General features: G+C 65.5%; 14 protein-coding genes. 6 read left to right on the plus strand and 8 right to left on the minus strand.

All coding sequences use genetic code 11. The features are described from left to right. A partial coding sequence (locus HMPREF3114_RS15745; RefSeq protein ID WP_256337650.1) for a DUF6531 domain-containing protein occupies positions 1-3,871 on the minus strand: 3,871 nt, incomplete at its 3' end. A gap of 429 nt (positions 3,872-4,300) precedes the next feature. Then, on the minus strand, positions 4,301-4,873 hold the full coding sequence (locus HMPREF3114_RS15750; protein ID WP_043034165.1) for a single-stranded DNA-binding protein: 573 nt from the start codon (positions 4,871-4,873) through the stop codon (positions 4,301-4,303). Positions 4,874-5,164: 291 nt separating this feature from the next. Here HMPREF3114_RS15750 and HMPREF3114_RS15755 point away from each other — a divergent pair, with 291 nt between their 5' ends. The 3 genes from HMPREF3114_RS15755 (at position 5,165) to HMPREF3114_RS15765 (ending at position 11,047) form a co-directional block, all read left to right on the plus strand. Then, complete coding sequence (locus tag HMPREF3114_RS15755) at positions 5,165-6,196, plus strand: LacI family DNA-binding transcriptional regulator (protein WP_053496894.1); 1,032 nt, start codon at positions 5,165-5,167, stop codon at positions 6,194-6,196. A 351-nt stretch (positions 6,197-6,547) separates the two neighbouring features. Then, on the plus strand, positions 6,548-7,450 hold the full coding sequence (locus HMPREF3114_RS15760; protein WP_005412555.1) for an ABC transporter ATP-binding protein: 903 nt from the start codon (positions 6,548-6,550) through the stop codon (positions 7,448-7,450). Positions 7,451-7,462: 12 nt separating this feature from the next. Then, positions 7,463-11,047: a M1 family aminopeptidase gene (locus HMPREF3114_RS15765; RefSeq protein WP_070489978.1), complete on the plus strand. Its 3,585-nt coding sequence runs from the start codon at positions 7,463-7,465 to the stop codon at positions 11,045-11,047. Positions 11,048-11,178: 131 nt separating this feature from the next. Here HMPREF3114_RS15765 and HMPREF3114_RS15770 read toward each other — a convergent pair whose 3' ends face one another. The 5 genes from HMPREF3114_RS15770 to HMPREF3114_RS15790 form a co-directional block, all read right to left on the minus strand. Further along, positions 11,179-11,496, minus strand: a complete 318-nt coding sequence (locus HMPREF3114_RS15770; protein WP_053496890.1) for a hypothetical protein — start codon at positions 11,494-11,496, stop codon at positions 11,179-11,181. A 141-nt stretch (positions 11,497-11,637) separates the two neighbouring features. Beyond that, positions 11,638-12,024 (minus strand): SseB family protein, encoded by a 387-nt coding sequence (locus HMPREF3114_RS15775; protein WP_005415624.1) that lies wholly within the window; start codon positions 12,022-12,024, stop codon positions 11,638-11,640. A gap of 126 nt (positions 12,025-12,150) precedes the next feature. After that, entirely contained in the window at positions 12,151-13,866 is a 1,716-nt protein-coding gene (locus tag HMPREF3114_RS15780; RefSeq protein ID WP_053496888.1) for an alpha-amylase family glycosyl hydrolase, read from the minus strand. Next, on the minus strand, positions 13,866-15,353 hold the full coding sequence (locus HMPREF3114_RS15785) for an MFS transporter (RefSeq protein WP_070489980.1): 1,488 nt from the start codon (positions 15,351-15,353) through the stop codon (positions 13,866-13,868). The genes HMPREF3114_RS15780 and HMPREF3114_RS15785 overlap by 1 nt, the downstream gene beginning before the upstream one ends. Continuing rightward, a complete protein-coding gene (locus HMPREF3114_RS15790; RefSeq protein ID WP_053496884.1) occupies positions 15,350-17,551 on the minus strand; it encodes a glucosidase family protein in 2,202 nt (733 codons plus the stop codon). Before HMPREF3114_RS15790 ends, HMPREF3114_RS15785 begins: the two co-directional genes overlap by 4 nt. A gap of 237 nt (positions 17,552-17,788) precedes the next feature. Here HMPREF3114_RS15790 and HMPREF3114_RS15795 point away from each other — a divergent pair, with 237 nt between their 5' ends. Both HMPREF3114_RS15795 and HMPREF3114_RS15800 read left to right on the plus strand, forming a co-directional pair. Beyond that, positions 17,789-19,843 (plus strand): glycoside hydrolase family 97 protein, encoded by a 2,055-nt coding sequence (locus HMPREF3114_RS15795; protein ID WP_070489986.1) that lies wholly within the window; start codon positions 17,789-17,791, stop codon positions 19,841-19,843. A 274-nt stretch (positions 19,844-20,117) separates the two neighbouring features. After that, complete coding sequence (locus HMPREF3114_RS15800; RefSeq protein ID WP_053496927.1) at positions 20,118-22,871, plus strand: TonB-dependent receptor; 2,754 nt, start codon at positions 20,118-20,120, stop codon at positions 22,869-22,871. Between the two features lie 326 nt (positions 22,872-23,197). Here HMPREF3114_RS15800 and HMPREF3114_RS15805 read toward each other — a convergent pair whose 3' ends face one another. Beyond that, entirely contained in the window at positions 23,198-24,811 is a 1,614-nt protein-coding gene (locus HMPREF3114_RS15805) for an alpha-glucosidase family protein (RefSeq protein ID WP_070489982.1), read from the minus strand. Between the two features lie 214 nt (positions 24,812-25,025). Between HMPREF3114_RS15805 and HMPREF3114_RS15810 the strand changes: the two genes are divergently transcribed. Continuing rightward, the gene (locus HMPREF3114_RS15810; protein ID WP_053496880.1) at positions 25,026-26,024 is read left to right on the plus strand and encodes a polyprenyl synthetase family protein; all 999 of its coding nucleotides are present in this window, start codon (positions 25,026-25,028) and stop codon (positions 26,022-26,024) included. Positions 26,025-26,098: the final 74 nt, after the last annotated feature.

Genomic DNA, 26,098 nt, shown 5'->3' on the forward strand with positions numbered 1-26,098 from the left:
GGGTGCCCAGATGATCCGGCTGAACGTAGTAGAGCGCGCTACCCTTCAGCAATCCGACAGGCAGGTTGTCCAACCAGATCACCTGCTGACGCGCAATACCCGCCTGGTCGTATTCCCCCAGCCATTGCCCGCGCTCATCGTAGAGACTCAGCGCTGAGGCACCTCCGGCCTTACGTGCTATCTGCTGGCCAAGATCGTTGTAATGGTATTCCGCAGCAACCGCGCCGTTTCGCTTCACCGCACTCAGGCGCCCCATTGCGTTGTAAGCAAACTCGCGTTCTACGCCTTGGATCGAAAGCGTGTTGCCAGCCGCATCGTAGGCACGCGACACGCCCCCGGCGCTTTGCAGGCGATGACTGTCTGACGGATAGACGTAGGCTTGATCAACTCCATTGACCTTCGCGGACGTGCGATTGCCCGTGGCGTCGTAGGCGTAGCTGTCGATGATCGAGCCAGTCGCCGCATCCTTGAAGGCAGTCAGTCGGCTCAATGCGTCATAGGTCATCGATACGGACGTTGCCCCAGTCCCTCCGGAGGTGAGGCCGGTCAACTCGCCCACGGCACTGAACGAGAAGGCTGCATTCAGTGCTCCCGAGCCACTGCCGATCAACGCTGACGGACGGTAATCCTGGTCAACGTCTCGCGCCAGCGTACGCCCGTTGCCGTAGGCCCAGCCTGCAGTGGGGCCGAAGGGATGGCGCTTTGCACTGGAAAGCAACACGACACGAGCAGCACCCGGTCGCGTCACGCCGATCTCGGTGACCATGCCGGCTGCATCTCGCTTGTAGTCCGCCACCATTCCGTCAGGATAGGTGACAGAACGAAGTCGGCCAGCATTGGTATAGGCATAGCTGACGCCTACGCTCTGCCCCGATGACGTCTGCACCTTGCGCGTCACATTTCCGGCGCGATCGTAGCAATACTGGGTTTTAGCGCCGTCATCCTGCATGGATGAGAGCCGGCCGCTTGCAAACGACTCACCGGCTGAGCAGATGTCCTCGACTTGGTCATACACGTATGACGCAACAATCGCTTGGTCCCCATAAACCTTGCGCACCACGCGTCCCAGGGCATCGTATGTGTAGCTGCTAGCCGTGCCATTGGCGTCAACCTGCTTCGCCGGCTGCCCTGCACTGTTGTAACTGGCAGTGGTTGCGCCCGTGTCAGGACTCTGGCGGCTCAACAAGTCGCCCAGCCCTGAATAGCCGTAAATGGTCGCCAGGCCTTTGGGATCGACCACCTTGGTGGTCCGGCCTTCGACGTCATACTCGTATCGCGTCTCGACCGCCATTCCGGAAACGTCCTGAAGCACCCTGCTGGGCCTTCCATAGGGATCGTAGTCAAACTGCGTCTTGCGCTTCAGGGCATCGGTGATGAGCTGGACGTTGTTCGCCAGGTCATACGTAAAGTCGGTTGAATTCCCCGCTGCCGTCTTCTGGGACACCAGTTGCCCCAGCTTGTTGTAAACGCGAGAGAGCGAACGCTTCAGTCCACCACCTGCGTCGAACACCTCCTCTTTCGTGCGATTGCCTGCCACATCGAGGGTGTAGCGAATGTTGTTCCCGGCCCCGTCATTGATCTGGACGAGACGGTGCGCATCATCGTAAGCGTAGCTGAGGGATACTCCATCGGGGTCAGCAACCGATGCGACATTACCTGTTGCGTCATAGGACAGGGAGGTCACTCGATCGTTGGTGGACGCAGCTCCGTCCATGCTGTTCCGCTCGGTTATCGAGGTAAGCTTGCCTCGAGTGGAATAGCCAAAATCATGGATCGTGCCGGTCACGTCTCGAAGGCGGCTGACACGTCCATTTCGGTCGTAGGCCAGCCGTGTCGTCACTTGACCGAGAGCATTGGTCTCGGACTGAAGGTCACCAGCGCGGTGGCAGGAGCCCCCGAGAACGCCGCAACCCGACTCATCCGCGGCCAGGTAGTAGCTGTACCTGGTAACGTCCTGAACATCGGTCCGAGGCCCGTCTTCTGCAAGGACAAGACCGATTTGCGGGCATTGGGTGGCATCCACCGCCGAGCAGTAGGCGGTGGTCCATTGACGAACCCCAGCGGGTGCATTGGTTGCAGCTCCGCACGCATACCCGACCGCAGCCGAATTAGCAGGATCCACCTCGCACCGCGCGACCTCCAGGCCCAACGCGTTGTACTTCCATGAACTGCTGGAAACGGCCACGCCCGCAGAGTTCTTTACCACCCGACTCAGGGGCAAACGCAGTGCGTTATCCCACGTGGTCGTCGTGGTGCGCTGCTGGGGGGTGTCGGCGGCGTCAACCTGTTCGGCCAGCAACCCGTCTGCCGTGTAAGTGGTCCTTGTAGTGATTCCCTTGAAGTCCGTGACCGACGCCGGGTAGCCGTTCACGTCATAGGTCATGGCCTTGTAGGGTTGGTTGCATTGGTCACCGCAGGCGGCCGAACCGCCCGCGGGCATCAGACGCCCCTTTCCTGTATCCACGAAGCCTAACTTGGAAGTGGCTCCGAGTGGCCCCTTGACGGTTACTGGCAGCGTTCCCTTCCAGGTGGAAGCGGCGTAGTCCAAGGTTGTGGTATCAACTCCGCCAGCGAACTCTGCGTGATAGGCGCGATGGTTGTAGTCGAATTTAATGGTCTCGTGACGAACGCCTTTCTCATCCACAATCCCTGTGAGGAAGGACGTCCCTGCGACAGTGGGGCTGTTGGCTGTTTCGTTGTAGATGTAACCCTTGCTTGTGGCGTCCGGATAGGTCACCGAGGCAAGCTGTCCTGCGGGGTTGTAGCCAAACGTTTGCGATGCACCGTCTGGCAACATCATCGTGGTCAATCGCGATGAGGCATCATACTTGAAGCTCAACGTGCGCCCGCTGGCGTCGCCAACGGTCAACAGGAGTCCAGCGACTGGCGCCACATCTGCCGGCGTGGTTGCGTCCGAATACTGCAAATACAGAAGCTTCCTGCCTGCAGAGTCATAGACCTCCTTCAGCAAGCCTGTTGCATCGTAGATTTCGGTTTGGCGGTTCGCCGCCAACTGCAATGCATAGCCGGTGCCCGCCTCTCGATCAACGAGCACGTCTGCCACATCGGCGTCGACGGTCCAGCCGCTTGAGGTTCGAGTGAACCGCTCTGAACTGCCATCCGGCCGAATAGCACGGATGAACGTGTATTCTCCGGCGGCTCCAGTATTGGAAGCTAGCACCTCAAGTCGCCGATCAAACAGGTGGCGCCACTGACGCCCCAAGGAAGAACCCGGGGCACGGGGAGAACTGTTGTAGAACCGCCGGAACATCAGGCCTGACGGAGACTCGAAGTCCGTTTCCTGCCGATAGAAGTTGCCAGTGGAGGTATTGATCGGATCACCCTCAAACGGGCTTCCTGGATCACGGGCATTGGCCTTTGAAGCACTGTCAGCAGCACCTCGAGCCCCAGTTCCATCGGTAGCGGAGCCAAGCCCAGCCGAGCAACGCTTCTGGCACCCGCCGAAATTTTTCTGGGGCTGCCCAATCAATATCTCGGAAGCAAAAACATTGTCACTTGCACTCCCGTTGACGTAGATCGTCGCCGCCCAGCCATCGTTGCCGTATCGCACGGTAACAACGGGCGGCTTGGTGCACTTGGGGTCCTGTTGGCAAGGCGCTTGGATCTTCCCGACCAGGAAGTTGACCGCAGCACCGACGCTCTCAAACGAGCCAACCCCACGGAACGACTGGACCTTGTAGGGAGGGCCGTAGTAGGTGGCTGCACTTGCCGTCGATGCACCGCCTAAAGCTAGGCAGAAGGAGAGAATCGCGGCAGCCTTGTGGCTGCGCAGGGGCATTGCAAATGCCATTGGTACACACTCCATGTGAAAGAAAACTGGCAATTCCGGCCAAAGGATTCCATCCGACATCCGTCCTTAATGCGCGGAACGAACATCTTCTCCCCCAACCTTGCTGGGGATCGGCAAATCCTAGAGCAAGCTAATGACAGATTTTGTGCGACAAGACAAGCTTTGGAGAAGCACACCGCAATTGAGCATAGGCCCGCGGTAACCGTGTCCACACGGTGTGCAACAGCCCGGCGCCAGCTCGTTAGGCTTACTCCTGTCCTTCGCACGCCGTATCAAGACCCGCCGAAGCCATGCACCACCGATGGGCTCGCGCAGACGGCTTTCCCGTGCCGCTCTCCATTCTGATTCGCTATGGTGTGTCGCCAGTCATCCATCAACACCCTGCCGCAAGTAGAAGGTTAGATCACGGCCGGATTCTGCCGAACGAAAAAAAGGCCCCCATCCGCAACGATGAGGGCCTCTATCAACACTAAAACCGTCAAGTGGGAATCAGAACGGAATATCGTCGTCAGCGAAGTCGTCCATCGGCGGCGCCTGCTGCGGCTGCGGACGCTGGTTGCCACCCTGGTTGCCGTAGCCGCCGCCCTGGTTGCCGCCCTGGTTGCCATAGCCACCGCCCTGGCCACCACGCTGGCCGCCGCCACCGCCGCCGTACTCCTGGCGCGGCGCCTGCTGGCGCTGCGGACGATCGCCGCCGTAGTTGCCGCCACCACCGCCGCCGCCTTCACCGCGGCCGCCCAGCATCTGCATTTCATCGGCGATGATATCGGTGGAGTACTTCTCCACGCCGTCCTGGCCGGTGTACTTGTCGTAACGCAGGCTGCCTTCGACGTAGACCGAGCTGCCCTTGCGCAGGTACTCGCCGGCGATCTCGCCGAGCTTGCCGAAGAACACCACGCGGTGCCATTCGGTGCGCTCCTGCTGGTTGCCATCCTTGTCCTTGCGGACGCTGGTGGTGGCCAGGCTGATGCGGGTGATCGCCATGCCGCCCTGGGTGTACTTCACGTCCGGGTCGTTGCCAAGATTGCCGACCAGGATGACTTTGTTGATGCCGCGCGCCATAGGTACCTTCGTCCGTTGTCCAGGGGCAGACCGCCAGTGATAGCACAGCCCCGGGCGGGGTGCAGTACGCTGGGCCGCCCCTGGTGAAATTTTGGGGAATGCGAGAACGACGCATCTTACCATCGCCGCCGCCGTCCGCCCGGTCAGGAGACCCCGACCGCACCGAAGGATCAGGCTGATTTCCTTGTCCGGCAATGACTTACCTTCGTCCCGACCGACGTCCAGAGAGGCATTCGCGTCTGCGCATGGCATCATGCCCGGGCACCTTCCACCTGCCCGCTCCGCCCGCCCATGACGATCAAAGGCAAAGCCACCTCCCTGGACATCGCCCACCTGGCCGGGGTCTCCCAGCCGACCGTGTCGCGGGCCCTGCGTGGCAGCCCGATGGTCAACGCCGAGACCCGCGAGCGCATCCTGCGCATCGCCCGCGAGCTGAATTACAAGGTCGACAAGAACGCCTCCAGTCTGCGCCTGCGCAATGCCGGCACGCTGGCCCTGCTGTTCTTCGAGGATCCGACCAACGACGACTCGCTGATCAACCCGTTCTTCCATTCGATGCTGGGCTCGATCACCCGCGCCTGCGCCCTGCACGGGCAGGACCTGCTGGTGTCGTTCCAGCAGCTGTCCACCGACTGGCAGGCCGATTACGAAGACAGCAACAAGGCCGACGGCATCATCCTGCTCGGCTACGGCGACTACCACGAATCGCGCGACCGCCTGCAGCGGCTGGTCGAACAGGGCACGCACTTCGTGCGCTGGGGCGCCGCCCTGCCTGGCCAGCCCGGTGTCTCGATCGGCAGCGACAACTTCCAGGGCGGGCATGACATCACCACCCATCTGCTGCTGCAGGGCTGCCGCCGCATCGCCTTCCTTGGCCATGCCTCCAGCCACTACCCCGAGTTCCAGGAGCGCTACCGCGGCCATGTCGCGGCCCTGCAGGACCACGGCCTGGCCGCCGAACCGGCGCTGCAGCACGATGCGATCACCACCGAGGCCTCCGGCCAGGAGGCCTGCCAGGCCCTGCTGGCGCGCGGCGAGCCGATCGATGCGATCTGCGCGGCCAGCGACCTGATCGCCATCGGTGCGATGCGCGCCCTGCGCGAGGCCGGGCTGCGGGTACCGCAGGACGTGGCGGTGACCGGCTTCGACGACATCCCGCTGGCCGCTTCGGTATCCCCGGCGCTGACCACCGTGCAGCAGGACACCAAGCAGGCCGGGCAGCTGCTGGTGGAACGCCTGCTGGCGCTGATCGGGCGGCAGCCGGTGGACAGCCAGAGCATCCCGGTGAAGCTGGTCGTGCGCGAATCATCCCTGCGCGGGTAGGCGCCGCTGGGCCGGCGCTCCAGCCAACGCACGATGGCGGGATTCTCCCCCCATGACCAACGGCGGATGACGCCTGCCTGCTCGTAAGCGATAAACACGACGCACGTGTGGCATATCGGTGGCACCCCTCCTGAACTGCCGGCTGGTGGTCGAACGGGAGCCCATCGCATGCGATCCGGTGTTGCAGCCCTGCGCCTGCAGGACATCCGCGAAGATCGGTGATCTCTGGGACATGTCCTATAGGACGTTGCAGCTGCACGTCCCAGAGTTTCAGCCTTCAAGGCCGGCAACCCGATTTCAGGTCGCCCGGTCGATTCCATCTCGGTCCGCCTCTTCTCCTGGAGCTGCCAAGTGCTGAAGATCGATTCGCTGTCCAAGACGTACGCCAACGGCGTGCATGCCCTCAACAACGTCACCCTGGACATCCCGCGCGGCATGTTCGGCCTGCTCGGCCCGAACGGCGCTGGCAAGTCGTCGCTGATGCGCACGCTGTCCACCCTGCAGGAGGCCGACAGCGGCACGGCGACGCTCAGCATTCCGGGCGAGGCGCCGATCGACGTACTGCGCGACAAGGATGCGGTGCGCCGCCGGCTGGGCTACCTGCCGCAGGATTTCGGCGTGTACCCGAAAGTCAGCGCGCTGGACCTGCTGGAACATTTCGCGGTGCTCAAGGGCCTGACCCAGCGCGCCCAGCGTCGCGAGGTGGTCGATGGACTGCTGCAGCAGGTGAACCTCTGGGACGCGCGCAAGCGCAAGCTGGGCACCTACTCCGGCGGCATGCGCCAGCGCTTCGGCATCGCTCAGGCGCTGTTGGGTGACCCACGCTTGGTAATCGTCGACGAACCCACCGCCGGCCTCGATCCGGAGGAACGCAACCGCTTCCTCAACCTGCTGGCGGCGATTGGCGAGAACGTGGCGGTGATCCTGTCCACCCACATCGTCGAGGACGTGACCGACCTGTGCCCGACGATGGCGATCATGAACAAGGGCCAGGTGCTGCTGACCGGGCGACCGGCCGATGCCATCGATGCCCTGCAGCAGCAGGTCTGGCGCAAGCAGGTCGATCCTTCGGAACTGGCCGACCATGAAGCACGCTACGTGGTGCTCTCGACCCGCCTGGTCGGGGGCCGCCCAGTGATCCACGTGCACAGCGCCAACGACCCCGGCGATGGCTTCGCGGCCGTGGCTCCCGACCTCGAGGACGTGTACTTCCAGCGCCTGCGCCTGCAGGCCCGTGCCCGCGCGGCAGCCTGAGCGGAGCACACCATGATCCTCGATTTCTTCCGTTTCGAGCTGCGCGAGCAGCTGCGCTCCCCGCTGCTGTGGCTGCTGGCCGGGCTGTTCGCCCTGCTCGCCTTCGCCGCCGCCTCCAGCGATGCGGTGCAGATCGGTGGCGGTAGCGGCAACGTGCACAGCAACGCGCCCACCGTGACCGCGCAGATGCTGGGCATCTTCACCCTGCTCGGCATGCTGGTCACTGCACTGTTCGTCAGCAATGCGCTGCTGCGTGACTTCGAACTGGGCACCGCCGAACTGATCTTCGCCAGCCCGGTGAAACGCCGCGACTACCTGGCGGGGCGCATCGCCGCTGCCCTCGCCGCCGGGCTGCTGGTTTACGTGGTGATCGCGTTCGGGCTGTGGCTGGCACCGTTCATGCCGTGGGTCGATCCCGAGCGCATGGGCCCGATCAGCTGGCAGGGCTATGCGTGGACGTTCGCGGTCATCGTCATTCCGAACCTGTTGTTCACCACCGCACTGCTGTCGCTGCTGGCGGCACTGACCCGCTCGATCCTGTGGGTCTACATCGGCCTGGTGGCCTACCTGGTGCTGTACGGTGCCAGCGCGGCCCTGCTGCGTGACATCGACAATACGTGGATCGCGGTGCTGAGCGAACCGCTGGGCATGCGCGCCCTCGGCCGCACGATCCGCTACTGGTCCACCGCCGAACGCAACAACGGGATTCCCGAGCTGGCCGGTTACCTGATGGCCAACCGTGCTCTGTGGTTGGGTGTGGCTGCCGCGCTGTTCGCCGCCACCTTCGCGCTGTTCCGTACCGAACGCAGCGGCAGTGGTCGTCGGCGCTGGGGCCGCAGGCAGGCGCCACCGGTTGCCGATGCCGCCAGTGTCCGCCCCACCCGCGCAGCACTGCCGCGCGTGGTGCCGGCGTTCACCGCCACCACGGCGTGGCGGCAGTTCCTGCGCCAGGTGCGCTTCGATACACGCGGCGTGCTGCGCAGCGTGCCGTTCATCGTGCTGCTGGTGCTGGGCCTGGCCAACTTCCTGCCCAGCGCGCTGTTCCGGCAGACCCTGTACGGCACCTCGATCTGGCCGGTCACCTCGCAGATGATCATGGCCCTGCAGGGCGCCTTCAGCTGGCTGCTGGTGATCATCGTGCTGTTCTTCGCCGGTGAACTGGTCTGGAAGGAACGCAGCGCGCGTATCAACGAAGTGACCGATGCCATGCCGGTGCCGAACTGGGTGCCACTGCTGGCCAAGTTCACTGCGCTGCTGGCGGTGATCGTCTGCTTCCAGGCCGCCGGTGCGCTGGCCGCGATGGGCGTGCAGCTGGCCAAGGGCTACACCCATCTGGAGCCGCTGCTGTACCTGCGCAGCCTGGCGCTGGATTCGGTGGTCTACATCCTGATGGGGGGCCTGGCGCTGGTGCTGCAGGTACTCACCAACAACAAGTTCGTCGGTTACGCGCTGCTGATCGTGGTGATGATCGGCCAGGGCGTGCTCGGCCTGCTCGACTACACGCAGCACCTGTACAACTTCGGCAGCTGGCCCAACGCGCCCTATTCGGACATGAACGGCTACGGCCACTTCCTGCCAGGGCAGCTGGCCTTCCAGGGCTACTGGGCGCTGTTCCTGCTGACGCTGATGTGCCTGGCTTCAGCCTTCTGGGTACGCGGTGTCAGCCAGGGCCTGCGCCAGCGCCTGGCGCTGGCTGTCCGTCGGCTGCGCGGCCCTACAGGCGCCTTTGCGGCGCTGGCAGCAGTGGCGTTCGTCGGCGTGGGCGGCTGGCTGTACTGGAGCACCAACATCCGCAACGAGTTCATCCCGCCCGACCAGCAGCTGGACCTGCAGGCCCGCTACGAGCGCGAGCTGTCGAAGTACCGCAACCTGCCGCAGCCACGCATTGTCGCCGTGGACAACCGCGTGGACCTGTTCCCGGAATCGCAGTCAATGGTGATCGATGCGAACTGGACCATCCGCAACCTGCACGCGCAGCCCATCCAGGAACTGCATGTCTCAATGGGCGACGACAAGCAGCTGCTGGCCGCCGACCTCGGCGGGCAGAAGTTGACCTTCCACGACAAGGATCTCGGCTACCGCGTCTACCGGCTGGACAGGCCGCTGCAAGCGGGCGAAACCCGCAGCGTGCATTTCCGGGTGGTGCAGAAGCCCAACGGCATCACCGCCGGCCAGGCCCCGAGCAACATCGTGGACAATGGCACGTTCTTCAACAGCCGCGTACTGCCGTCCTTCGGCTATAACGAGGGCGCCGAGATCAGCGACCGCAACGAACGCCGCAAGCGCGATCTCGGTGAACCGCGGCGCATGCCCAGGCTGGAAGACGAGGCAGCGCGGGCCAACACCTATATCTCCAATGATGCCGACTGGCTCGATTTCCGCACCACGGTGTGCACCGTGCCGGACCAGGTCGCGCTGGCGCCGGGCTACCTGCGGCACGAGACCACGGTGAATGGCCGGCGCTGCTTCAGCTATGCCATGGACCGGCCCATGCTGAACTTCTACGCGTATCTGTCGGCACGCTGGGAGGTGCGCAAGGCGAAGTACAAGGACATCCCGATCGAGGTCTACTTCGAACCGGCGCACGGCTACAACGTGGACCGGATGATCGAGGCGGTGCAGAAATCACTGGCCTACTACGAGGCGAACTTCACGCCGTACCAGCACCGCCAGGTACGCATCATCGAGTTCCCGGGCTATGCCCGCTTCGCGCAGTCGTTCGCCAACACCATCCCCTACTCCGAGGCCATCGGTTTCATCGCTGACCTGCGTGACCCGGACAAGGTGGACTACGTGTTCTACGTGACCGCGCACGAGATCGCACACCAGTGGTGGGCGCACCAGGTGATTGGTGCCAACGTGCAGGGCGCCACGGTGCTGTCCGAATCGTTGTCGCAGTATTCGGCACTGATGGTGATGGAGCAGGAGTACGGCCGCCAGCACATGCGTCAGTTCCTCAAGCGCGAGCTGGACGGTTACCTGTCCGGCCGCGGCGGCGAGGCCATCGAGGAACAGCCGCTGGAGCGCGTGGAGAACCAGCAGTACATCCACTACCAGAAGGGTTCGCTGGTGTTCTATCGGCTGCGCGAGGAAATCGGCGAGCAGGCCCTGAACCGGGCGTTGAAGCGCTTCCTGCAGGACAAGGGCTACCAGCAGCCGCCGTACACCACCTCACGCGAGCTGCTGGGCTACATCCGCGCCGAGACCCCGGCTGACCGCCAGCAGCTGGTCACCGATCTGTTCGAGAAGATCAGCTTCTACGACAACCGGGTGATGGCCGCCAGCGCCCGCAAGCGCGATGACGGGCGCTACGACGTGACCCTGGACCTGCACGCCGCCAAGCAGTACGCCGATGGCAAGGGCAAGGAGAGCGACGCGAAAATGGATGACTGGGTCGAGATCGGCGTGTTCGCCAACGGCCCGTCGGGCAAGGAGCGCGACCAGAAGGTGCTGTACCTGCAGCGCCACCACATCATCAGCGCCGAGCCGAAGATCACGGTGACGGTGGACGAGAAGCCGGATGAAGCGGGCTTCGATCCCTACAACAAGCTGATCGACCGGGTGAGCGATGACAACCGGCGCAAGGTGACGATGTGAGGGAGGGGTGCCGGCCTGTGCGCCGGCGCTCCACGCAACGCGTGCGGGCTTGGCTCGGCCTTGCTGTTTGGCTTGGCCCTACTGTAGTGCCGAGCCATGCTCGGCACATTGTCCACGGCAGCCGCGAAAACTCAGTGCACCGCGGCCTTCGGCCCCAGCAACGCCAACAGCACATACACCACGATCGAGGCGACCGTACCTAGCGCTGCCGGTACCCCGAACGCCCAGCCCGAGCGCCCCTGCTGGCGCGCCCACTGGGCCAGATGCCAGGCCGCGCCCAGGTTGATCAGCCAGGCGATGACAAACACCGGCCACTGCACCATGCCTACCGCGCGCAGCAGAGGCATGGCCACCAGGGCCGCAACGATGGCCACGATCAGGAAGATCAGTGCGGAGCGGGAATGGTGTGATCGTGCCGGTGAGCCGGCAGGTAATTCCCTCAATTCCATGGCAGAGACTCGATCCTGGTGTTATCCAAAGGGGACCACGTACGGCACCCGAAGGGAAGCATTCTGTAGGCTCGGGCCGTGCTCGACTGATCCGGCATTGCGCGAACGGCAGCCGAGCATGGGCTCGGCTGTACAGGACAATCAGCCCTGCGCGAAGTCCTTCAGGATCTCGCCGATGCCGCTGGGCGAGATCTCGAAGCCCAGCGGGGTGCCCGGATTGATCACCACGCCGTAGCCACCCGGCACGCGACGCAGCACGTCCAGCATCAGCCAGCGGATCTGGTGTTCGGCCTGCTGGCTGTAGATGCCCACCCGCGACGGATCGGTAAACACGGCCACGTGCAACGTGCCCTGCTTGTCGAACAGCAGCGGGTCGAAACCGCTGCCATCGGGGGTCACCAGGCTGCCGGTCTGCAGCACCACCTCGGAGGCGACGAAGGCTTCCATGAAGGCGCGGATCGGCACCGCCCCGTCCATCGCCGCCTTCAGCAGGGTTTCGATCGGAGTCTGCGGGACGAGGTCGGTCATGGCGGCACGGCGGGGCGTGAGGGGGGGCCTATTGTAGGGTCGAGCCTGCTCGACTGCTCGAAGAGCGTGCCAACCGAGGTTGGCACCCACCAGAGCGGTAGCGCCGGGCCATGCCCGGCGGCGCCCTCACCGTCCCAGACGCTGGTCCCGAGCCTTCTGGTCGGCCATCGCCTTGTCCAGTTCGGCCTGCAGTGCCGGCTGCTGCACGGTGGCGTCCAGCACATAGACCTTTACCCCATGCGCCGGCACGTCAGTCTTCAGCTGCCGCTCGACCTTCACCGTGCCGCCATCCAGCGCGTCACGCCAAGTGCCGGCTTGCAGGTAGCGATCCACCTCGAAGGCATGCGCGGCATCACCCTTGTTCAGCAGCACCAGCACGGTCTGCGCCACCTCGCCCTGTTGCAGCACGCGGAAGAACACCGCCTCGTTGCCCTGCAGGCGCTCGTTCACCTGCAGGCCGCGCTGCAGCGCCGGGGTGGCTGCGCGCAGCCTGGCGATGCGCTGCAGCGGCGCGAAGATCGGGCTCTGCGGCGCAGCGTCCACACGCGGCTGGCCGAAGTAGGCACGATTGCCGGCATGCTCGGCGCGACCACGCATGAAGCCGGTTTCCGAGCCGTAGTAGACCACCGGAATGCCGCGCGCGGTGAACAGCCAGTTGTGCGCGTCGATGAAGCCATTGTCGCTGGCCTGCAGGCGCGGCATGTCGTGGTTGTCGTAGAAGCTCATCAGCTCGTACGGATTGGCATACGGGCCACCGCTCAGGTGCAGCGGCTCGGCCAGCGTCTCAAAGCCCTTGCCGGCGGTGCCGAAGGTCTGTTCCAGTGCGCCGCGCAGCGGGAAATCGAGCACGCTGACATTGGCATTGGCCGGCCAGGTGTGCTCGGCAATGGTCGCCGCGTTGTAGTCGAAGGCTTCGCCGAACATGAACATGCCCGGGTGCTCGGCGCGGATACGCTTGACGAATTCATGCCACCACGGGTGCGGCAGCCAGCCGATGGTATCGATGCGCAGCGCGTCCACGCCCTGCGCGGTCCACTGCAGGTAAGCGCCGACCAGATAGTCCATCACCGCCGGATTGTCCTGGTTGAAGTCGGACAGTTCGGCGAGGTTGCCGTCGAAGATCGAGCCGTCCTTGCTGTCGACCGGGCCGATGTTGTTGTAGAACGCGTGCAGCGGGTTGTGCTTCGGGTCCAGCTTCTGCGGTGGCAGGTTCTGGTGGTCGGCAATCAGCGTTCCGTCCTTGTCGAAGATCTGGCCAAACTGCGGCTGCCGTATCGGCATGGTCCAGGCCGGCGAACCGTGGTTGCCGACGATGTCCAGCACCACCTTCAAGCCGGCACCGTGCAGGCCCTTGGTCAGCCCGGCAAAGTCCAGGTCCTTGCTGGGCAGGTGCTCGTCGAGTTTGTAGAAGTTGATGCCCCAGTAACCGTGGTAGCCGGTCTTGCCGCGATCGGTCAGCGTGCTGGTGCAGCTGATCGGCTTGCTGCCGGTGAATGCTTCGTCCGGGTTGTCCACGATCGGCGTGATCCATACCGCGCCGAAACCCAGGTTGCGGATGTACTGCGCGTTGTCGAGTACACCACGGAAGTCGCCGCCGAGATAGCCGATGTTGCCATCCACCTTGTCCGGGCATGGCACCGGGATGTCGAAGGTGCGGTGCGCGCCACCCTGGTCGCGATGGTCATTGGATGGATCACCGTTGACGAAGCGGTCGGTGACCACGAAATACACCGCATCGCTGGCGAACGGTTCGGTGGTGCCGACGTAGTCCGGGCGCGGCGTGGCCACGGCCTGGCCGGCGAACAGGGCAAGGGAAACGGCAACAGCCAGGACACCACGCATCACACCACCTCCGGACGGGACGGAACCCGCAGCACGCACAGGCCGGCGATGAACAGGCTGCAGCCGCCCAACACCAGCACATGCATCGGCTGGCCACCCAGCCATGCGCGCAGGGCAAAGCCGAGCGCACTGGCCGCCACCAGCTGCGGGATCACGATGAAGAAATTGAAGATGCCCATGTACACGCCCATCTTCGACGCCGGCACGCTGTCGGACAGCAGTGCATACGGCAACGACAGGATCGATGCCCAGGCAAAACCCACACCCACCATCGACAGCAGCAGCCAGTGCGGGTCGCGGATGAACATCAGTGAGACCAGGCCGGCAGCGCCCAGCCACAGGTTGACCAGGTGGCTCCAACGCAGGCCGAGCGCACGCACCATCGGCGGAATCAGCACCGCGGCCAGCGCGGCGAAGCCGTTGTAGGCGCCAAACAGCACGCCCACCCAGTTGGCACCTTCGTTGTAGGCCGCCGACTGTGGATCGGTCGAACCGAAGTGGGTACCGGCCACCGCAGCAGTGGTGTAGATCCACATGGCGAAAAGCGCGAACCATGAGAAGAACTGCACCCACGCCAGGCGGCGCATGGTCACCGGCATCGCGCGCAGGTCGCCGACGATGGCGGCCAGCATATGCGTGGCCGGCAACGCGCGCGCGGCCGCCAGCAGCAGGCCGTAGCCGGCGCACAGGCCTGCCAGCACGTACAGCATCCTGTCGCCTTGTCGCCAGGTGATCAGCAGCGCCAACAGCACACCCAGCCCTAGCCACAGGGCCACCCGCGTCCATGGGGCCGGGCCGTTGATCACCGCTCCCGCATGATGCGCCGGCGGTTCGGCATCATCGAAGGCAGCCAGTTCTGCTGGTGAATATTCGCGGGTACTGACCACCGTCCAGGTGATCGCCGCCAGCAGCACCACCGCGCCGAAGTAGAACGCATAGCGCACGGTGTCCGGCACCTCACCGGCGGCGGCCGTATTGGCGACCCCGAAGTGGGCCAGGATGAACGGCAGGAAGCTGGCGACGATGGCGCCCACGCCGATGAAGAAGCTCTGCATCGCGTAGCCGGCCGGACGTTGGCGTGGCGCCAGCTGGTCGCCGACAAAGGCACGGAAAGGCTCCATCGATACGTTGATCGAGGCATCGAGCACCCACAGCGTGCCGGCCGCGATCCACAGCATCGGCGAATTCGGCATCACCAGCAGGGCCAGCGTGGTCAGCACCGCACCGATCATGAAGAACGGACGGCGCCGCCCCCAGCGCGTCCAGGTGCGGTCGGACAGGTAGCCGATCACCGGCTGCACCAGCAGGCCGGTCAGCGGCGCGGCGATCCACAGCCCCGGTACCGCGTCGATGTCCGCGCCCAGCGTCTCGAAGATACGGCTGGCGTTGGCATTCTGCAGGGCGAAGCCGAACTGGATGCCGAGAAAACCGAAACACATGTTCCAGATCTGCCAGAACGACAGCTGGGGTTTGGCGGGGCGATTCATCGTGCGCCCTCTACAGCCACGGGCGCCACCGTCAGCGCCTGCACCTGCGCCTGGTTGAGCACGCCGTCGCGCCCGCCCTTGCCCCCGGTGTAGTGCGCGAAATGCTGCAGTGTGCTCATGTTGAAGCCCTCTTCAAGCGTAACCGCGCATCGGCCCTTCGGCACCGGGAACGTCGCCGAGGTCGAGTCCTGCACGGCCACGCTGTGCGGCAGGGTGACGGTGTGCCGCTGCAACGGCTGGCCAGGGCACTGCAGCGCCAGCTGCTTTACCGCGGCGGTCACGCCCGTGTTGATCGGCCCATTCGGGTTGCTGTACTGCAGGCGCAGGCGCACCTGCCCCGCCTTGGCCGAGGTGAACTGCCAGCGCTCGGCACCCTTCAGTCGCTGCTGCGGACCGACGCAGACCATCGGGCTGTGCAGCGATTCCAATGCGCCGTCGCGCCGGGTCAGGCTCAGGCAATGCTGCAGGCCATCGTCACCGATGCGTGCCAGGCCATTGCTGGCGGTGAGCGCGCGACCGTCCTGCCACAGCACCTGGCCGGCAGCGACCTCGATGTTCCAGCGCCTGCCCTTGCGTCGCGCCTGCGGCGCGGCCGGCGTGGCCGGTGCGCGCGCATTGGCGTCGGCCGTCGTCGCCACGCTGCGCGGTGCCGCTGCGGTGGCCACCAGCTGCACGGTGGTGGTGGCACCACGCGTCTTTACCTGGCCCGCCACCAGCAGGCCATCACCCACCTGCTTCGGCCGCTCCAGCACATAGCGCTTGCCATCGGCCTCCAGGGAGATGCGGCGCTGCTTGCCGAACAGTTCGGGGACCAGCGCGGCTGGCAGCTTGGGCTGCACGCGGCCGTCAGCCTGTACGCCGAATACGCCTTCGAGCACCATCGACAGATACCCAGCCACCGACCACAGCTGGCGCTCCGAATTGACCACCGGCCCGCTGAGCGCGCCTTCATCGACATGCACGGCCTGGCTGACCAGCTCGTAATTCTCCATGTTGGAACCGGCCAGCGCGGCACCCTGCATCAGCGAGCGGATCTCGGCGGCGATGCGCGGCGCATCGTCCAGCTGCCGCGCCGCACGCAGCGAGTAGGCACTGACGAACGGCCAGATCGCCCGGTTGTGATAGATCGGCTGTTGCGCTTCCTGCGGCCAGACCACCGGGCTGCCGGCTGGCCCCATCGGATAAGCTGCCAGCGCACGCCGCGCGCGCTCGGGCGGCAGCACCTCGGCAAGGATGCCCAGCGACAGGCCGAGCAGATCGACCTTGGCGTAAGGCACCGGGTGCGCCGCTTCGCCGATGTAGCTCATGTACTGGCCGATATCCTCGCGCCAGAAGCGCGCATCGATCTGCTGCGCCAATGCGTCGGCCCAGGCCTTGTAATCGGCCGCGCGGGCATCGCCTCGCTGCCCGGCCAGGCGTTCGGCCAGGCGCAGTGCCTGGTAGTGCAGCACGTTGGTGGACAGTGCATAGGAATCACCGATGAAGCGCACATCCTCGCGGGTCCAGTCCGGATAGGTCTGCTCGCGCCAGTCCAGGAACGAAGTCTCGCCACGGTACAGGCCCATCTGCGCGTCGAACACCATCGCGCGGTCCTGCGCCAGCGTGCCCTGCAGCGCCTGCCAGACCTGGTCGGCAAATGCGCGATCCTCCAGCAACTGGCGAGCCGCCAGGAACCACACCACGCGGTCGCTGCTGATCGGCCAGCTGCCACCGGAACCGGTGTCCTGCGCCACAAACAGGCCGGGCGTGTGCCCGTCGCGCGCCGCCGACAGTTTGAACTGCAGCGACTGCCGGGTGCGCTTCGGGTCCAGGCGTGCGAGCGCCAGATCGGCGGCAAAGCTGACATCGCGCGTCCACACATAGGGCCAGCGCGCGCCGGTCTGGAAGCACTCGCACGGCACCGGTCGGCCTTCGTCGAACGCGGGATCGCGAATCGCGTCCACGCGGTCCTGTTCCATCTCCTGCTGGGCCAGCGCGAACAGGGCATCGAACATCACGCTGCCGGTCTGGCTGCGCATCGGCATCGGCGCGATGCGCACCTCGCCGCGCCCTTCCGGTGTGCGCGCATGCAGCACGAAGCTGCCGTTGGCAGCGGCTTCGGCACGCGCATGGCGGCCATCGAATTGCAGGTCGGCCGCCTGCGCGGTCGATCCCAGCGCTGCCCCCAGGGCAGCGGTCAGGCAAATGATCTTCAGCATCGAAGCGGCGGACCGGCTTGCGCCCGTCGGCCTCCCTCCCTCTCTGCACGCGTTGTAGGTCCGCACCGACGTTGCCGGCGGGCGGGCGCGGCCCCTCCCTCAAGGTGCCCTGGCCCCATGGTAGACGCGGGGCTGTCGGCTGCGTCCAGTTGCATACGTATTCATGGCGTCACGCGGTAGCGCACCTGCCGCGCTGGCTTATGGTCCGGGTCTGCCAACGGCGCCTTGGGAGGGCAACTGCCGATGTCACCCACTGCTGTACGCGCGGTGTTCGCGCACATGCTGGGCCTGGCCCTGATCGGATGGGCCACGCTGGTACAGGCCGCGCCCCAGGTGGCCAGCGTCGAATCGCCGGGCAAGGTGTTGAAGGTCAGCCTGGTGCTGGACGGCGGCACGGCCCGCTACCGGGTCGAGCGTCTGGGCGACACTGTGGTGGAGGATTCGAAGCTCGGCTTCGCCCTCCGCGACGGTCGCCTAGACCGCGATTTCACCCTGTTGGGCCAGCAGCGGCACAGCGTGGATGACACCTGGGAACAGCCGTGGGGCGAACGCCGGCTCACTCGCAACCACTACAACGAGCTGACCGTGCAGCTGGCCGAAACCACCGGCAGCAAGCGCCGGCTGGATGTAGTGTTCCGCGTCTACGACGATGGCCTCGGCTTCCGCTACGTGTTCCCCGAACAGCCGAATCTGCGCGAGGCCATCATCGATGACGAGCTGACCGAGTTCGCCATCGCACAGGACTCCACCGCGTGGTGGATCCCGGCCGGCGAGCCGATCCACTACGAGTACCTGTACCAGCGCACCCCGCTGCACGAAGTACCGCTGGTGCATACGCCGATGACCCTGCGCAGCCGCGATGGCCTGCATGTGGCCATTCACGAGGCCGCGCTGGTGGACTACGCCGGCATGTGGCTGCGCCGCAGCGGGGGACAGCGCCTGCGCGCGCAGCTGTCGCCCTCGGCCGAAGGCTGGAAGGTGCGCCGCACCCTGCCCTTCGCCACGCCGTGGCGCACGCTGCAGATCGCCGACCGTGCCGGCGGCCTGGTCGAATCGGACCTGATCCTCAACCTCAACGAACCCAACGCGCTGGGCGATGTGAGCTGGGTGAAGCCAGCCAAGTACCTGGGCGTGTGGTGGTCGATGCACCTGGACAACGAGAGCTGGGCGACCGGGCCGAAGCACGCGGCCACCACCGCCAAGACGAAGAAGGTGATCGATTTCGCCGCTGCACACGGCTTCCGCGGCGTGCTGGTGGAAGGTTGGAATCCGGGCTGGGACGGTAACTGGGTCGGCAATGGCTACGATTTCGATTTCACCCGTGCCACGCCCGATTTCGACATCGAAGCGCTGTCGGCGTATGGCCTGAACAAGGGCGTGCATCTGATCGGTCACCACGAAACCGGCTGCGCCATCGAACATTACGAGGCCCAGCTGGGCGCCGCGCTGGACTTCTACGCACGACTGGGCGTGGACCAGTTCAAGACCGGCTACGTCTGCGACGACGGCCAGGTCGACCGCCGCAATCCCACGGGGGGCCCACTGTGGCGCGAGTGGCATGACGGGCAGTTCATGGCCCGCCACCATCTGAAGGTGGTGCAGGAAGCCGCGCGCCGGCACCTGTCGGTGAACCCGCATGAGCCGATCAAGGATACCGGCCTGCGCCGCACCTATCCCAACTGGATCTCGCGCGAAGGCGCTCGCGGCATGGAGTACAACGCCTGGGGCCAGCCACCGAACCCGCCTGAGCACGAGGTCAACCTGGTGTTCACCCGCATGCTGGCCGGGCCGATGGATTACACCCCCGGCATCCTCAGCCTGAAGGGCCGCCACGGCCAGGCCATCCCCAGTACGTTGGCCCGCCAACTGGCGCTGTACGTGGTGCTGTACAGCCCGATCCAGATGGCCGCCGACCTGCCCGAACACTACCTGCAGCATCGCGAGGCGTTCCGTTTCATCGAGGACGTGGCGGTGGACTGGGAGCAGAGCCGCGTGCTCGATGGCGAAGTGGGTGACTACGTGACGATCGTGCGCCGCGACCGCAACAGCCGCGACTGGTTCCTCGGCAGCATCACCGACGAGCACGGCCGCGTGCTGCCGGTATCGCTGGGCTTCCTGGAACCGGGCGTACGCTACCGCGCCGAGATCTACCGCGATGGCGAGGGCGCGGATTTCCGCAGCAGCCCGTTCGCGTTCGTTCGCGAAACCCGCGAAGTGACCAGCGCCGATGCACTGACGCTGGTGCTGGCACCCGGCGGTGGCCAGGCCATTCGCTTCACGCCGATCCGCTGAACGTTTTCCTGCCTGCGCCCCCGTAGCGCCCGAGCCCACGCTCGGGCGGCGGTGCGTAGCGCCGAAATGCAGCCGAGCATGGCTCGGCTCTACAGAACGAGACACTTGAAAGCGATTACATCCCTGCAGACGCCATTGAATACGTATGCAGGGTGATTCCCGCGAAGAACGCGCTGCCTACCATAGCGGCGACGACAGCGGCCACCGCGTCGCACGTTCACGGCGCCGCCGGAACGCTCACAAATCGATCTGCAACATTGCCTGGGAGGGGAAAATGTTGAACCACAAGCGCAGCGCGCTCAGCATCGCGCTGGCCGTTGTCCTGGCGCCGACGCTGGCGTCGGCACAGTCCACGCAGAGCACCACCACGCCGGCCGGCACCGCCGCCACCAACCTCGATACGGTGCAGGTCACCGGCATCCGCCGCGGCATCGAGAGCGCGATCGCGGTCAAGCAGGACGCCACCTCGGTGGTCGAAGCGATCTCCGCCGAAGACATCGGCAAGCTGCCCGACGTCAGCATCGCCGAGTCCATTTCGCGCCTGCCCGGCCTGGCCGCCCAGCGCGTTGCCGGCCGTGCGCAGGTGATCAGCGTGCGCGGCCTGTCGCCGGACTTCGCCACCACCCTGCTCAATGGCCGCGAAGTGGTCAGCACCGGCGACAACCGTGGCGTCGAGTTCGACCAGTATCCGTCCGAACTGGTCAACGGCGTGACCGTGTACAAGACCCCGGACGCGGCGCTGGTCGGACAGGGCCTGTCGGGCACCATCGACATGCAGACCGCTCGCCCGCTCAGCTTCGGCGAGCGCGTGATCGCGGTCAGTGGCCGCTACCAGAAGAGCTCGCTGGGCCGCGCGGCCAACACCGATCCGTACGGCAACCGCTTCAGCGCCAGCTACATCGACCAGTTCCTGGACAAGACCCTGGGCATCGCCATCGGCTATGCGCACAGCGACATGCCGATCCAGGAGAACCAGGTCGGCCTGTACGAACCGTGGACCACCGAGCACACCGACAAGGGCGACCGTCCGGGCGTGGGTGCCGGCACCTACTTCTCCGATGGCATCAAGGCGCTGCGCCGCACCGGCAACAACAAGCGCGACGGCGTGATGGCCACGATCCAGTTCCGGCCGAACAACAGCTGGACCAGCACCTTCGATGCATTCCACACTGAAGCCGAGCAGATCGACACCGCCAACCAGTTCGAGCTGAACCTCAGCAACTACAACGGCAACTACACCCCGGGCCTGCTGGTCAGCAACCCGCAGGTCAACGCCAATGGCTCGTTCACCGGTGGCACTGCCAGTGGCGTGTATCCGCTGGTGCGCGGCATGTACAACAAGCGCAAGGACAAGATCGATGCGTTCGGCTGGAACAACGAGTTCAACTTCAGTGGCGTCAAGCTGGTCGCCGACCTGAACTACTCCAAGGCCACGCGCGACGAGCTGAACCTGGAAAACAACCTGCAGCTGACCCCGATGCCGCAACTGGATACGGTCGGCGTGACGATCCGCCAGGACGGGTTCTCGCAGATCAGCCCAGGGCTGAACTATTCCAACCCCGACGCCCTGTTCCTGACCAACACCATCTACGGTTCCGGCTACGGCAAGGTGCCGAAGGTGGAAGACCGCCTGAAGGGTGGCAAGCTGGCCGCCACCATTGCCCTGCCCGATGCCCTCGCGTCGTGGGCGCCGGACATCGACATCGGCGTGAACTACGCCGACCGCCGCAAGGTGAAGACCCAGTCCGAAGGCAACATCCTGCTGGGGGCGCAGGGCGACGCCAACATCGCCTCGGACCTGCAGTACCGCCCGGTCAACCTGGGCTTCGCCGGCCTCGGCACCATCCCGGCCTGGGACGTGCCGGCCGCAGTGGGCCGCTACATGACCTTCAACCCGGTCGACAACCTGGACTACCTGATTCCCAAGTCGTGGACGGTACGGGAGAAAATCACCACCGCCTGGGCGCGCCTGAACATCAACGCCGACATCGGTGAAGTCGGCGTACGCGGCAACATCGGCGTGCAGATGCAGCACACCGACCAGAGTTCGGATTCGCGCTACTGGGACAGCTCGCAGTCGGCCGGCAACAACGTGCAGCCGTACTCGAACGGCCGCACCTACAACGATTGGCTGCCGAGCCTGAACCTGGCCTTCCTGTTCCCGCACCAGCAGACGCTGCGCTTCGCCGCTGCAAAGCAGGTCGCGCGCCCGCGTGTGGACCAGATGCGCGCCGGCCTGGAGTTCGGCGTGGACACCGGCACCGGCCGCCCCGGCGGCAGCGGCGGCAATCCGCTGCTGGACCCGTGGCGTGCCACCGCGCTGGACCTGTCCTATGAGAAGTACTTCGGCGAGAAGGCCTACGTGGCTGCCGCGATCTTCTACAAGGACCTGAAGAGCTACGTCTACACCCAGTCGGTCGACAACTACGACTTCACCGAACTGCTTCGCAACTACGTTCCTCAGCAAGGTGCGGCGCCGGTTCAGTACACCGGCACCTTCTCCGCCCCGCAGAACGGCAAGGGCGGCACGCTGAAGGGCCTGGAACTGACCGCATCGTTCCCGCTGGAGATGCTGACCGACAGCCTGCGTGGCTTCGGTGTGCAGGCCAGCGCGACCTTCAACAAGAGCGACATCACCATCCTGGACCCGGAGAGCGCCTCCAGCGTGGGCAGTGATCCGATCAGCCTGCCGGGCCTGTCCAAGCGCGTGTACAACTTCACCGCGTATTACGAGCGCAGCGGCTTTGAAGCACGCGTCAGCCAGCGCCGGCGTTCGGACTTCATCGGCGAGATCGGCAACTTCAACGGCAACCGCAGCCTGCGCTACGTTGTCGGCGAGAACGTGACCGATGCGCAGGTCAGCTACACCTTCAGCGACAGCAGTGCCCTGCGTGGCCTGACCCTGCTTCTGCAGGGCAGCAACCTGACCAACGAGCCGTACCGCACCTACGCCGGCAGCAAGGACCGCCCGCTGGAGTACATCGAGTGGGGCCGCACCTACATGCTGGGCGTGAACTACAAGTTCTGATCACGGCCGGGTCGTGCCGGCCGCTGGCTGGCACCCCGAACCCGGTAGCGTCGGCCGCTGGCCGGCAACACAAAGGGAGCAGGACCGGAAACCCGCTGCGCAGGCAGCGGGTTTTCTTTTGCGTGGATGCCGGCCGTTGGTTGGCAAGGCCCATCCACGCATGGCGTGGATCTACTGAACGGGCGAGGCGACCTTCGCGCGGCACGAGGTCAACGGGCCGGTAGATCCACGCCATGCGTGGATGCCTTTCACCGGAATCCCACCCACAAAAAAGGGACGGGGCGCTTCGGCCCCGTCCCCGCAAGTACCGCCACCGGAGAAAACGGTCAGCTGCGTCGGGCGCAATACACCGCGCGCGGCGGCAGCTGGAGTTCGTTGCCCTGCACCGTGCCCGCATCCGGGCCCGGTACCGCCACCTGCTGCCAGTTGCCCGGCGGCAGCGGATGGGTCACCGCCTCGGCCGACAGGTTCAAGGCCAGCAGGAGGGTTTCATCTGCAAGCATACGCTCGAACAGCAGCACTGGCTCGGCGCTCTCGATGAATCGAATGCTGCCATGCAATAGGGCCGGCTGGGTATGCCGCCAGGCCAGGAAGGCCCGGAATGCGGCCAGGACCGAGAGCGGATCGCGCTCCTGCACGGCCACCGCCGCCGCCCGGTGCTCGGCCGGAATCGGCAGCCAGGGCTGGCCGCTGGTGAAGCCGGCCAGCGGTGCATCGGTCCACGGCAGCGGGGTGCGGCAGCCATCACGGCCCTTGAAGTTCGGCCAGAAGGTGATGCCGTAGGGGTCCTGCAGGGCCTCGAATGGCACCTCGGCCTCGGCCAGGCCGAGCTCCTCGCCCTGGTACAGGCAGACCGAACCGCGCAGCGAGCACAGCATCGCCACCAGCATCCGCGCCAGGCGCGGGTCAGCCGGATGGCCGCCCCAGCGGCTGACCGCCCGCTCCACGTCGTGATTGGAAACCGCCCAGCACGGCCAGCCTTCGGTCATCGCCGCTTCCAGGCGTGAGACCGTGTCGCGGATGTAGGCCGCGCTGTAGTCGTTCACCAGCAGCTCGAAGCTGTACCCCATGTGCAGGCGGCCATCGCGGGTGTACTCGGCGGTGGTCGCCAGCGAGTCCTCCGAGGAGATCTCGCCCAGGCTGACCGCGCCCGGGTACTGATCCAGCAGCGCGCGCAAGCGCTCCAGGAACGGCAGGTTCTCCGGCTGGGTATTGTTGTAGTAGTGGTACTGGTAAGCGTACGGGTTGTCCGGGCTGAAGCCGCGCCCCACCCGCTTCTCCGCCGGCTTGGGCGGGTTGTCACGCAGCTGCGCATCGTGGAAGCAGAAGTTGATCGCATCCAGGCGGAAGCCATCCACGCCGCGATCGAGCCAGAAGCGGACATTGTCCAGGGTGGCCTGCTGCACGTCCGGGTGATGGAAGTTCAGGTCCGGCTGGTCGACCAGGAAGTTGTGCAGGTAGTACTGCTCGCGGCGCGGCTCCCATTGCCAGGCACAGCCGCCGAACAGTGACAGCCAGTTGTTGGGCGGGGTGCCGTCCTCGCGCGGGTCGGCCCAGACGTACCAGTCCGCCTTCGGATTGCTGCGGTCCTGGCGGCTCTCGCGGAACCAGGCATGCTCGATCGAGGTATGGCTCAGCACCTGGTCGATCATCACCTTCAGGCCCAGGCCGTGGGCCTTGGCCAGCAGGCGGTCGAAGTCGTCCAGGCTGCCGAACAGCGGGTCGACGTCGCGGTAGTCGGCGATGTCGTAGCCGAAGTCGGCCATGGGGGACTTGAAGAACGGCGAGATCCAGATCGCATCCACGCCCAGCGCGGCAATGTGGTCCAGGCGCTCGATGATGCCCGGCAGGTCGCCCACCCCATCGCCGTTGGCATCGAGGAAACTGCGCGGGTAGATCTGGTAGATGACGGCTCCGCGCCACCATGGATAGTGCGACATCGACAGCCCCCCTCCGGGCATGCGGGACCCGCCGGCAGCGGGCCGAAATCCTGATCCGGCAAGCTTAGCGGTGGCCTCGCGGGCATGGCGCAACCTGCATACGTATTCACGCGAAGGGCCGCGCAGGCCGGGCTGGAATTGCCGCTCGGACCGGTTTGCGCCCGAATCCACGGCCAGCGCCTATAATCGATGGTGAGCCTGAAAGCCTGATCGCATGACCATCACCGAAGACACCCGTCCCGCCCTGGGCCTGCCCCAGATCCAGTCGCTTGCCGCGGCCGACATGGCCGCCGTCGACGCCCTGATCCGGCGCCGGCTGTCCTCGGACGTCGTGCTGATCAACCAGATCGCCGACCACATCATTTCCGCCGGCGGCAAGCGCCTGCGCCCGATGCTGGTGATGCTGGCCGGCCACGCGGTCGGCCAGGCCGGCCCGGAGCACCACCAGCTGGCGGCGATCATCGAGTTCATCCACACCTCTACCCTGCTGCACGACGACGTGGTGGACGAGTCCAGCCTGCGGCGTGGCCGCAGCACCGCCAACGCGCTGTGGGGCAACGCGCCCAGCGTGCTGGTGGGCGACTTCCTGTACTCGCGCAGCTTCCAGCTGATGGTCGAGCTGGAGCGCATGCCGGTGATGCAGATCCTGGCCGATGCCACCAACCGCATCGCCGAGGGTGAAGTGCTGCAGCTGCTGCACGTGCACAACCCGGATACCGACGAAGCCGCCTACCTGCGCGTGATCGAGCGCAAGACCGCGGTGCTGTTCGCCGCCGGCACCCGCCTGGGCGCGCTGGCCAGCGGCGTGGATGAGGCGACCCAGCAGGCCCTGTTCGACTACGGCATGCACCTGGGCTACGCATTCCAGATCGCCGACGACGTGCTGGACTACTCGGCCAACGCCGACGAGCTGGGCAAGAACCTGGGCGATGATCTGGCCGAAGGCAAGGCGACGCTGCCGCTGATCCACGCGATGGCGCACTCCGACGGCGCCACCCGCGAGCGCCTGCGCACCATCGTGCAGGACGGCGATGCCTCGGCGATGCCGGAGGTGTTGGCCGCGATCCGCGCTACCGGCGGCCTGGAGTACAGCCGCCGCCGTGCCGAAGAGTACGCCGAAGCCGCCGAGCGTGCGCTCGACGGCCTGGGCGACAATGACGCCGTGGCTGCCCTGCGCGGCCTGGCCCGCTACGCGGTGCAGCGCTCGCATTGACCGGTAGTGCCGACCAACGGTCGGCACCCACCAAACCGGCATTCCGGTGGGTGCCGACCGTTGGTCGGCACTGA

Source organism: Stenotrophomonas sp. HMSC10F07, from assembly GCF_001807895.1.
Taxonomy (GTDB): domain Bacteria; phylum Pseudomonadota; class Gammaproteobacteria; order Xanthomonadales; family Xanthomonadaceae; genus Stenotrophomonas; species Stenotrophomonas sepilia.